The organism is Candidatus Burkholderia verschuerenii (genome assembly GCF_001189365.1).
GTDB classification, from domain to species: Bacteria; Pseudomonadota; Gammaproteobacteria; order Burkholderiales; family Burkholderiaceae; genus Caballeronia; species Caballeronia verschuerenii.
The window spans coordinates 1-10853 of sequence record NZ_LFJJ01000192.1 but is presented as its reverse complement, the minus strand read 5'-3'; the positions used below and the strand labels follow the sequence as shown (position 1 = coordinate 10853).

General features: G+C 64.6%; 10 protein-coding genes and 3 pseudogenes. 2 read left to right on the top strand and 11 right to left on the bottom strand.

Annotation, left to right across the window (positions count from 1 at the left end):
• Positions 1-124 precede the first annotated feature (124 nt).
• From BVER_RS24135 to mltG, 9 genes and pseudogenes are all read right to left on the bottom strand, one after another.
• Positions 125-916 (bottom strand): annotated as a pseudogene (locus tag BVER_RS24135) (alpha,alpha-trehalose-phosphate synthase (UDP-forming)); the annotation flags it as partial.
• A gap of 61 nt (positions 917-977) precedes the next feature.
• Positions 978-2207 (bottom strand): mechanosensitive ion channel family protein, encoded by a 1230-nt coding sequence (locus tag BVER_RS24130; RefSeq protein ID WP_050455429.1) that lies wholly within the window; start codon positions 2205-2207, stop codon positions 978-980.
• A gap of 194 nt (positions 2208-2401) precedes the next feature.
• Positions 2402-2758 carry a Rap1a/Tai family immunity protein gene (locus BVER_RS24125; protein ID WP_050455428.1) on the bottom strand — a complete coding sequence of 119 codons (357 nt, stop codon included), beginning with the start codon at positions 2756-2758 and terminating at the stop codon, positions 2402-2404.
• 94 nt (positions 2759-2852) lie between these two features.
• Entirely contained in the window at positions 2853-3563 is a 711-nt protein-coding gene (locus tag BVER_RS24120; protein WP_050455427.1) for an ankyrin repeat domain-containing protein, read from the bottom strand.
• Between the two features lie 74 nt (positions 3564-3637).
• On the bottom strand, positions 3638-4429 hold the full coding sequence (locus BVER_RS24115; protein ID WP_050455426.1) for a TatD family hydrolase: 792 nt from the start codon (positions 4427-4429) through the stop codon (positions 3638-3640).
• Positions 4430-4454: 25 nt separating this feature from the next.
• Positions 4455-4977, bottom strand: a pseudogene (locus BVER_RS24110) (GNAT family N-acetyltransferase).
• A 16-nt stretch (positions 4978-4993) separates the two neighbouring features.
• A complete protein-coding gene (locus BVER_RS24105) occupies positions 4994-6037 on the bottom strand; it encodes a DNA polymerase III subunit delta' (protein ID WP_050455425.1) in 1044 nt (347 codons plus the stop codon).
• A 27-nt stretch (positions 6038-6064) separates the two neighbouring features.
• Positions 6065-6685, bottom strand: a complete 621-nt coding sequence (tmk, locus tag BVER_RS24100; RefSeq protein WP_050455424.1) for a dTMP kinase — start codon at positions 6683-6685, stop codon at positions 6065-6067.
• Positions 6686-7699, bottom strand: a complete 1014-nt coding sequence (gene mltG / locus BVER_RS24095) for an endolytic transglycosylase MltG (RefSeq protein WP_050455423.1) — start codon at positions 7697-7699, stop codon at positions 6686-6688. It abuts the gene before it with no gap.
• Between the two features lie 100 nt (positions 7700-7799).
• Between mltG and ygfZ the strand changes: the two genes are divergently transcribed.
• Both ygfZ and BVER_RS24085 read left to right on the top strand, forming a co-directional pair.
• The gene (ygfZ, locus tag BVER_RS24090; RefSeq protein WP_050455422.1) at positions 7800-8786 is read left to right on the top strand and encodes a CAF17-like 4Fe-4S cluster assembly/insertion protein YgfZ; all 987 of its coding nucleotides are present in this window, start codon (positions 7800-7802) and stop codon (positions 8784-8786) included.
• Positions 8787-8796: 10 nt separating this feature from the next.
• Positions 8797-9615, top strand: a complete 819-nt coding sequence (locus tag BVER_RS24085) for an NRDE family protein (RefSeq protein WP_050455421.1) — start codon at positions 8797-8799, stop codon at positions 9613-9615.
• A 3-nt stretch (positions 9616-9618) separates the two neighbouring features.
• Here the strand turns inward: BVER_RS24085 and BVER_RS24080 are convergent, their stop codons facing one another.
• Together BVER_RS24080 and BVER_RS24075 are read right to left on the bottom strand one after the other, a co-directional pair.
• Positions 9619-9846: a hypothetical protein gene (locus tag BVER_RS24080; protein ID WP_232316734.1), complete on the bottom strand. Its 228-nt coding sequence runs from the start codon at positions 9844-9846 to the stop codon at positions 9619-9621.
• A gap of 152 nt (positions 9847-9998) precedes the next feature.
• Positions 9999-10730, bottom strand: a pseudogene (locus BVER_RS24075) (alpha/beta hydrolase); the annotation flags it as partial.
• Between the last annotated feature and the right edge of the window lie 123 nt (positions 10731-10853).

Sequence of the window (10853 nt, the reverse complement as noted above, 5' to 3'; positions counted from 1 at the left end):
TTTCAGCTCAACGTCATGCCTCAACCTCTACTCGTGCGCTGCAGACCTGGCTGAGATGTGCGTTTACGTCTGCACCAGACTGCGTCGTTGGGTCCATTCCGGCAAATTCAATTTTGCAGGCCCGACTCATGATCAGCTTGCGCCCTTCCAGGCTCTGCTTCAGGTCTATCATGTCCTGACGCGCCTCGCCGCGCTCCGCCTGCTCCGCGATCTCATCGGGAAACACGCCAATGCGATACACGCCCGTCTGCAGCGTGCGCCCGAACGCCTCGACGCGATTGCCGTTGGTGACGGTCCCATGCGCGTGCCGGCGGATGTAATCGTGAAACGCGAGTTGATCGCCCTCGGTCTGAAAGCCCACGACGTCGTAGAAGCACAGCGACTTCACCAGTTCTTCGTGCGGCGGGATATTCAACAGAATCTGCAGCGACGGAAACGGGATATGCAGGAAAAAGCCGATCCGGTTATTGATGCCCGCGCTGCGCAGCGACTCGGCGAACGGGATCAGATGATAGTCGTGCACCCAGATGATGTCGTCCGGTTGCAGCAGCTTGATGAGCTTGTGCGCGAGCCAGGAATTGACGCGCCGGTAGCCGTGATATTCGTCGCGGTCGTACACGGCGAGATCGTTGCGATAGTGGAAGACCGGCCACAACTCGGCGTTGGAAAAGCCGCGATAGTACTGGTCGTAATCCTTCTTCGACAGCCCGACGGTGGCGAAGGTCACCGCGCCGTCCTGCTCCAGTTTCGGACCCTGATTGGCGACGGTTTCCGTCACCACGTCGCCGCTCCAGCCGAACCAGACGCCGCCGCTGTCTTTCAGCGCGCCGAACACGCCGACGGCGAGGCCGCCTGCGGAACCCTTGGTTTCGGTCGGCGTGGCGACCCGGTTGGATACGACGATGAGACGGCTCATGTGCTTTCATTCTCCTTTTTGGTCTTTGGACTTTCCATGGATGGTTCGGTTTCCGCGTGCGTCACGAGTGACTCTTGGCCGGCGACTTGTCGGCCTGCGCGGCACGTGCGTCCGGGCCGCTCAGTTCGCCGCGACTCGCGACGGGATCGGCGGGCGTATCGACGGTACTCGCCTGCGGCGGCGTCGGCTGATACGGCTGGGCGCGTTCGAGCGGCGGCGCGAAATCCACATGATGCTGATCCGACGACAGATCCGCCCGCGCGCGCGGCAGGAATTGCGGATACGCGGCCTGCACGAAGCTCAGCAAGCCTTCGCGCACCCGGCAGCGCAAATCCCAGTTCAGCGCGGAATCGAAGGAACTGACCAGCGCGCGCAATTGCATGGAATGTTCGGTCGCGTCGGTGACTTGTAGAACCTGCACGCGGCCATCCCATTCCGGCGCATGCGCGAGAATCCGCTCCAGTTCTTCGCGCAGCGGCGCGATCGGCATGCGGTAATCGACATAGAGAAACACCGTGCCGATGATCTGCGAACTATTGCGCGTCCAGTTGGTGAACGGATGCTCGATGAACCATTGCAACGGCACGATCAGCCGCCGTTGATCCCAGATCCGGATCGACACATACGTGCCGGTGATTTCCTCGACGCGGCCCCACTCGCCTTCGATCACGACCACATCGTCGAGCCGGATCGGTTGCGCCAGCGCGATCTGCAAACCCGCGATCAGATTGCCGAGCACCGGCCGCGCCGCGATACCGGCGACCAGTCCGGCCACGCCCGCCGATGCCAGCAGGCTCGCGCCGATCTGCCGCACGCTCGGAAAGGCCATCAGCGCCGCGCCGAAACCGAGGATCACGATCAGCACCATCACCGAACGCGCCAGCACGCGGGCCTGCGTGTGGATGCGTCGCGCGTTGAGATTGTCGTCGCGATCGAGCGGATGCGCTTGCACGATCGCCTCGCCGACCGCGCCCGCCGATCGCACCGCAAGGAAGGTGATCGAGCCGATCAGCGCGACGGTCTCGATATCGCGCAGGACGCCGATGAACGGCAGCGTATCCGGCGCCTCGAAGATCACGAAGGCGATGCCGAGGATGATCAGCAGCACCAGCGCCGGCGTGTCGATATAGCGCAGCACCGTGCTCATCAACGGATACGGACGCGCGATGCGTGTCAGCACGCGCGCGCCGACCCGGTGCACGCCGATGGCGAACAGGATCGCGATGGCGGCTACGGCGAGTGCGCCGAGCGGGCGCTCGGCGAGGTCCAGAAAACGGTCGAAGGAAGGCATGAGCGTCGCGGGATCGGCCTGTCGAAGGTGGATACGGCGGTCGCGTCCCTCAAGGGGATTCCTAGCAGTGTGTCACGTTGTGATACCTGACGGGACGCGGCCCGTTTATCGTGCGATGGACGGAGGCAATTGCAATGCCAGCCCCGCGCGCGACGGCCCGATGACCGCCTCGCGCGCCGGATTCAGTCGCCGGTTTAACGTTCGGCCTTGCAGGGAAACGCCTTGCCCAGACCGAGCGAGACCATCGTGGTCGCGTTGAAGGTGGCCTTGTCGGGATTGTCGGCGATGTACTTGCGCACCGCGTCGGTCAATTGCTGCGGCTTCACGTCCGCCGGCAGACAGAAGTATTGGCCGATTTGCGGCCCCGAGGTTCCGCCGATGGCTTCGATCGTGTTGTACACGCCGTCCGCCGCGCCCTCGATATAGGCGGCGCACGCCGTGCGGGAGTTCGGGTCGGTTTTGGTGCAGAGCTTGTTCAGGTCGCTTCCGGTGAACGCGAACGCGCAAGCGGGCGTCGCGAGAGCACAGGTGATGACGAATTCCCGCAGCATGATCTTCCTTTTATGTTGAGCGGCGGATGATGACAATCCGGTGTCGGCGCGGCGGCCTTCTCAGACCGCCCGCGCCCCTCGATACCGTGCGACGTTATTTTGCACTGTTTGCGCTCGGAGCGGCACCGCCTTGCATCGAATTCAGGCGGGCCTGCAGGCCTTCGGCGACATCTTTTTCGTTGTACTTGGTCGCAAAATCCGCCGCCGTCATGCCGATCTGATTCTTGATGCGCAAGTCCGCGCCTTCGTCGAGCAGCAGCTTGCAGGTCGACAGATGCCCGCCGCGCGCGGCCATCATCAGCGGCGTGGTGCCGTTGGGCGAACCGGCGTCGATATAGGCCGAATGGTCGAGCAGGATCTTGACGACATCGTCATGGCCGTTGGTCGCCGCGTAGTGCAGCGGCGTCCAGCCCTTCTTGTTCACTTCGGCATCCTTGGCGATCAGCGCGTTGACGAAGGTCGCGTCGCCGTTGAGCGCGGCGAGCATCATCGCGTTTTCGCCGGCGGGATCCTGTTTTTCGAGGTCGGTCTTTGGGTTCTCGGCGAGCAACTGGCCGACCTTGTCCGACTTCTCGCGCGCCGCGATCAGCAACAGCGGCGTGCCCGTCTTGTCGACCGTGTTCGGATCCGCGCCCTGCGCGAGCGATTTCTTCACCGACGACACGTCGTCGAACTTGACCGCCTTGATCAGCGAGTCGACCGAATCGGCCCATGCGGGGTGGGCGATGGCGCACGCGGCGAGGAACACGCCGGCCAATGCGGCGCGGGCGGACGTTTTGGTGGATGCGATCGAGAAGTTTTTCATAGCGGACCTGCCTTGGTAGTACCTTGAATCGATTGTCACGCGTTGGTTCGCGGGCGATGCGTTCCCGAAGGAACTCAATGCGCCACGGGTCGCGCGATCTTGAAAAGCCGGAAGAAGTTGTCGGTCGTCGCTTGCGCGAGGGCTTCGTCCGTCGTCTCGCGCAATTGCGCGATATGACGTCCGACATAGCTCACGTAAGCAGGTTCATTCGGCTTGCCGCGATACGGCACCGGCGCGAGATACGGCGAGTCCGTTTCGATCAGCAGCCGTTCGATCGGCACGCGCCGCGCGACGTCCTGCACGTCCGTCGCCTTCTTGAACGTGACGATGCCCGACAGCGAAATATGGAAATTCTGCGCCAGCGCCTGCTCCGCGACGTCCCACGGCTCGGTGAAACAATGCATGACGCCGCCCGGCACCTCGGCGCGCTCCTCGCGCATGATGCGCAACGTATCCGCCGACGACGAACGCGTATGGATGATCAGCGGCTTGTCCGTCCGATGCGCCGCGCGGATATGCGTGCGAAAACGCTCGCGCTGCCATTCCATGTCGTCGATGCTGCGGCCTTCGAGCCGGTAGTAATCGAGCCCGGTCTCGCCGATCGCGCACACCTTCGGATGTTGCGCCAGTTCGACCAGCTCCGCGACGCTCGGCTCCCGCATATGCTCGTGATCCGGATGCACGCCGACGGATGCATAGACGTTCTCGCAGCGCTCGGCGATATCGAGCACGGACGGCAGCGTTTCCAGATCCACCGATACGCACAGCGCATGCGTGACCTGCAGCTCGCGCATCTTGTCGAGCACGTCGGGCAGGCGGTCGCCCAGCCCTTCGAAGTTGATATGGCAATGCGAATCGACGAACATCTGTTGCTCCTTGCTGGCCTTGTGCTCAAGCGGCGGCGATGGTGGCGACCGGCGCGTCGAGCCGCTTGCCCAGAATGACGAGATCGCGCTCGACGCCATCGAGCACGGCGACGCGCGGCAGCGATCCCCACGCCTCGAAGCCGAAGCTCGCGAACAGCTTCACGCTCGGCTCGTTATGGCCGAACACGAACCCGAGTACGGTATCGACGTTGAGCGACGGCGCGCTCCAGCGCCTCGCGCAGCAGCATCTTGCCGAGGCCTCGGCCGCGTGCCCGCTCATGCAGATAAATGCTGACCTCGACCGTGCGCGCATAGGCCGGACGGCCGTAGAAATCCGAAAAACTCAGCCACGCGACCGGTTCGCCGCCGTCTTCCACGACCCACAGCGGACGCGAGTGCGGCCCATGCGAGTGAAACCACGCCATCCGGCTTTCGACCGACACCGGATCGAGGTCCGCCGTGACCTGCCGCGAGGCGATCGTCGAATTGTAGATGGCGACGATGGCGGGCAAATCGTCCAGCGTGGCGTCGCGATAGGCAAAGTTCATGGTGTCGTCGAATCAGTCACGCGGCGTAGATGCTGCGATAGGCGATGAACAGTTCCTCGAACACGAGACGCGCGTTGAGCGGATGATTTTCCACCGCGCGTTGCAGCGTGACCGTTTTCGTGTAACGCGCGAGCGCGGCGGGATCGGCGCTCTGGGCGCAACGCGCGAGCGCTTTCGCCGCGCCCGGAAAATAGCGCGGGCGCCCCGCCGTGCGTTGCGCGAGCAGATCGTAGAGCCAGCGCTGAAGCCAGCCGAGCACCACCGGCACCGGCAGCTTCTGAAGGTTTTCACCGCAGGCGAAGGCATCGCAATTCGGACCGGCGGCGAGTTGCTGAAGCGTGAAATCCCGCAGCGGGCGATTTTCGTCCTCGGCGAGCGCGAGCGCCTTGAGCGGCGCGCCGCCGGCTTCCGCAAGCAGCGCGGCGGAATCGTCCACGCCCTGTTTCGCGAGCCACGCGCCGGCTTCGTCGGGCGTGGGCAGCGTCATCGGCCACTGACGGCATCGGCTGACGATGGTCGGCAACAGTTGATCGATACGCGACGCCACGAGCAGAAACACGACGCCCGGCGGCGGTTCCTCGAGCGTCTTCAACAGCGCGTTCGATGCCTCGACATTGAGCGCTTCCGCCGGATACAGCACGATCACCCGCAAGCCGCCGCGATGCGACGCCAGCGTGCAGAAATCGACCAGCGCGAGCGTCTGCTTGATGCGGATTTCCTTGCTCGGCGCGCGCGATTTCTTGCCTTCGTCGCCGTCGTCCGATGCGGAAGACGCGTCGGCATCGCCGTCACCGGAGGGCGCCACCAGACCCGCGAGAATCTCCGGCACCACGACCCGGTAATCCGGATGATTGCCTTGCGAGAACCAGTGACAGGCCGGACACGTTCCGCACGGCTCGCCGTTCGCGGCGGGCGTCTCGCACAACAGGCCCTTCGCCAGATGCTGCGCGAACGCGAACTTGCCGATGCCCTGCTGCCCATGCAGCAGCAGCGCATGCGGCCAATGCGCGCGCAATTGCTGGAGACGTTGCCAGTCGCCGGTTTGCCAGGGGTAGATCATCGGGATTCGGATTCCATCGGGTATCGATCAGAGGTCGGCTACGACCGTTTCCAGTTTCAGGCGGATTTCGTCGATGGGCCGCGACGAATCGACGATATAAAAGCGATCCGCCGCCTCTTCCGCGCGACGCAAATATTCCGCCCGCGTGCGCTCGAAGAACGTCTCCGATTCGCTTTCGAACTTGTCCGGCGCGCGCGCGGCGGAACGGCGTTCGCTCGCGGTATCGGTCGGAATGTCGAACAGCACGGTCAGATCCGGCTGAAAACCGCCCTGCACCCAGCGCTCCAGCGCTTCGAGCTTGTCGCGCGGCAGGCCGCGTCCGCCGCCCTGATACGCGAACGTCGCGTCCGTGAAGCGGTCCGACAGCACCCAGTCGCCGCGCGTGAGCGCCGGTTCGATCACTTGCGCCAGATGTTCGCGGCGCGCGGCGAACATCAGGAGCGCCTCGGTTTCGAGGTCCATCGGCTGGTTCAGCAGGATGCTGCGCAGCGTTTCGCCGAGCGGCGTGCCGCCCGGTTCGCGCGTCATCACGACCTGACGGCCGCTGCCTTCGAGCTTGGCGGCGAGTTGCTGGCGAAACCAGTCCAGATGCGTGGTCTTGCCCGCGCCATCGATGCCTTCGAACGTGATGAACTTGCCCCGCGCCATTCATTGACCCCGGATGTACTTGTCGACGGCCTTGTTGTGGTCGCCCAGATTGTCGGAAAAGATGCTGCTGCCGTCGCCGCGCGACACGAAATACAGCGCATTGCTCGCGGCGGGATTGAGCGTGGCGTTCAGCGCCGCGACGCCCGGCAGCGCGATCGGCGTCGGCGGCAGACCCATGCGCGTGTAGGTATTGTACGGAGTGTCCGTCTGCAGGTCCTTTTTCTTCAGATGACCGCCATACGCCGGCCCGAGCCCGTAGATCACGCTCGGGTCCGTCTGCAGCGGCATGCCGATACGCAGGCGGTTCGCGAACACCGCCGCGACCAGCGGCCGGTCCTGCGCGCGGCCGGTTTCCTTCTCCACGATCGACGCCATGATCAGCGCGTCATAAGGCGTTTTGTAAGGCAGATTCGGCGCGCGCGTCGCCCAGGCTTCGTTCAGGCGCTGCTGCGTGACCTTGTAGGCGCGCTTGTAGACGGCCAGATCGCTCGCGCCCTTGTCGAACAAGTACGTGTCCGGGAAGAACAGCCCTTCGGCGGAGGTTTTGTCGACCATGTCCGTCGCGCCGATCGCCTTCAGCAGATCGACGTCGCTCATGCCGGCCGTGTCGTGCGTGAGCGCCGGATTGCCGTCCAGTTCGGCGCGCATTTTCTGCAACGTCCACCCTTCGATGACCGTCGCGACGTATTCGTTCACATCGCCTCGGGCGATTTTCTGCAACACTTCATACGGCGTGACGCCGCTTTTGAACGCGTAATTGCCCGATTTGAGCTGCGCGGACAGGCCGAGCGCGCGCGTCATCAGCACGAACAGCTCCGGTTCGACGGGCCCGCCGCCGCGCGTGAGCTGGGTCGTGACGCTGCGCAGGCTGCTATGGGGCTTGATGGTGACGTCGAGTTCGGCCGGGGTGAGCGGCATCGGCCGATTAGCCCACCAGTAGACGCCGCCGGCGACGGCTGCCGCGAGCACCGCGGCCAGCAGCATCGCCACGATGAATTTCTTCAGAAGGGACATGCGAAACGCGCTGGGAATAAGACCAATATAATAACTTGACTGCCCGCGCCCCGGTCAGAATGACCGAGAACGAACGATAGGATTGACCGCACTTCATTCCATGAATTCCCCGAACTCCACACTTGCTGCTTCCGACTTCGACGCCATGACCACGGCCGGCGTCTACATGCCGCTGACGCAATTCGGCGTGATCGACATCAAAGGCGAGGACGCCGCGTCCTTCCTGCATAGCCAGATCACCAACGACGTCCAGCATCTCGATGCATCGACCGCGCGCCTTGCCGGCTACTGCTCGCCGAAGGGCCGCCTGCTCGGCTCGTTCCTGATGTGGCGCAGCACCGATGCGGTCCGCCTGCTGATCGCGCACGACGTCCAGGCCGCCGTGCAAAAACGGCTGTCGATGTTCGTGCTGCGCTCGAAGGCCAAACTCTCCGATGCGACGCCGGAAATCGCGGCCGTCGGTTTCGCCGGCGACGTGCGCAAAGCGCTGTCCGGCATTTTCGATGCGCTGCCCGACGGCGTGCACGTCAAGGTCGAAGGTCCGCACGGCGCGCTGATCCGCATGCCCGATGCCGCGAAACGTCCGCGTTTCCTGTGGGTCGGCCCGAAAGCGGACGTCGAGGCACATTTCGCCCGGCTCGATGAAACGCTCAAGCGCGCGCCCGACACGATGTGGGACTGGCTCGACATCCACGCGGGCGAGGCGCGCATCACGCACGCGACCGTCGAGCAGTTCGTGCCGCAGATGGTCAACTTCGACGTGCTCGGCGCGGTGAATTTCAAGAAGGGCTGCTATCCGGGACAGGAGATCGTCGCGCGCAGCCAGTATCGCGGCACGATCAAGCGTCGCACGGCGCTCGCGCACGCCCAGGCGGCCACGCCCGGCGCGGAACTGTTCAACGCCGACGATCCCGGCCAGCCCTGCGGCATGGTGATCAACGCCGCGCCCGCGCAAGACGGCGGTGTCGATTGCCTGGTCGAGATCAAGCTCGCCGCGCTCGATAAAAGCTCGGTGCACGTCGGCGCGGCAGGTGGTCCGGCGCTGACTTTCCTGGCGCTGCCCTACGCCTACCCGTCCGACGAGTGACGCGCGCCTTATGTGCCTGATCGTTTTCGACTGGCAGCCGAACGCGTCGCCCGACGGGAAACGCGCGCTGCTCACGCTGTCGGCCAACCGCGACGAATTCATTCGCCGCGACGCCGAGCCGATGCACTGGTGGACCGATGCGCCCGGCGTGCTCGCGGGCCGCGATCTGACGGGCGGCGGCACCTGGCTCGGCGTGAGCTGCGACGGGCGCTTTGCCGCGCTGACGAACTATCGCGCGCCCGGCGACGTCCGTCCCGATGCGCCGACGCGCGGCACGCTGGTCAGCGCCTATCTGGCCGGCGCGCGCACCGCGCCGATGGACTATCTGCGACGCGTGGCCGATGAAGGTCATCGCTATAACGGCTTCAATCTGCTGGTGGGCGATTTCACGCGACGCGAACTCGGCTGGTACGGCAATCGCGCCGATGCGCCGCCCGCCCTGCTCGATGCCGGCGTGCACGGCTTGTCGAACAGTCTGCTGAACACGCCGTGGCCGAAGCTGGTCGCGCAGCGCGATGCGTTACGCGATCTGATTCACGCCGACGAAGCGCCATCGCTCGATCTGCTGATCGACACGCTGCGCGATCCGCGCATGGCCGACGACGCCGCACTGCCCGCGACGGGTTTGTCCATCGAGCGCGAACGGGTGTTGTCGGCGGCATTTATCGATACGCCCGAATACGGCACGCGCAGCACGACAGCCTTGCGCGTCGAGGCGGATGCGGCCGGATGGTCGCTCACGATCAAGGAGCGCAGCGACGACGACGGTTCGCATCGCATCGTGCGGCCGGGACGCTTCGAGCGCGCGTTCGAGTTTGTGATTGCCTGATGGTCAGGGATTCTCGCGTCTGCGTCGAACGATCAGATGCACCGACCACGCGATGATCAGCGCCGTCGCCAGATCCACCGCGATCACGACCGGCAGCGGATTGATCCACTCGCGCATGTTCGCGACGCGTGCGTAATGCGGCGGGCCGTCGCCGTGCGCTTCGCGAAGATTCACTACGTTGAACGCGACGAGCAGCACGACGATCGCCAGCGTCGCGGCGATCAGGAGCACGTAGGAAATCCGTCTGATTGACAACTCGGTGCTTGGGAATGCGTGGGAAGGCAGGCATCCTAACATCGGCGCGAACGGGATTCGATCGCGATGAACGGGTTTTCAGACATTCGTCAAGGTGCCGCGCGATAGTCGATGCGCGGCGGATCGTCTCACTCCTGCAATGCTTCCCGCAGCGCGCTTACCGCGTCCGCGTGCGCGGCCGCGACGTCCGGCACGAATCCGCCCATCTTGAAAAACTCGTGGATCATGCCTTCATAGCGCATCAGCGTCACCGGCACGCCGGCCGCCGCATCGAGCGGGGCGAAGCGCCAGTCGTCGCGATCGCGCGCGTCGCGCACGTATTGCGCGAAGAACCACTGGATCGTATCGGCCGACAGCAAATAACCTTCGGCCAGCCGCGCGTGCGATGCGGTTTTCTGCCACGCGCTCGTGCCCGGATAGATCAGCATCTGCAGACGCAGCGCGATATTGGCATCGCGCGCGAGCGTCGCGCAGACGGTGGCGAGCGTGCCGCCCGCGCTGTCGCCGCCCACCGCGATGCGCGCCGGATCGATGCCTAGCGTCGCCGCTTCGCGCACCAGCCACTGCAACGCGTCGAAGGCATTGTTCACGGCGACGGGAAACTTGTGCTCGGGCGCGAGCCGGTAATCGACCGATACGACCGCGCAGTCCGCATCCTGCGCGAACTTGCGGCACAGGGCATCGTGCGTCTGCACGCTGCCGACCGTGAAGCCGCCGCCACGAAAGAACAGCAGCGCGCCGGACGGCTGCGCCCAGCTCGGCTCCTTCGGCTGATACACGCGCACGCCGATTTCTTCGCCGTCGCGCGTGGGCATGCGCAGGTCGTCGATGCTGAACATCGGCACGGGCGCGATATCGAGTCGGGCCTGCAAAATTGAATTTGCCGGAATGGACCCGACGACGCAGTCTGGTGCAGACGTAAACGCACATCTCAGCCAGGTCTGCAGCGCACGAGTAGAGGTTGAGGCATGACGTTGAGCTGA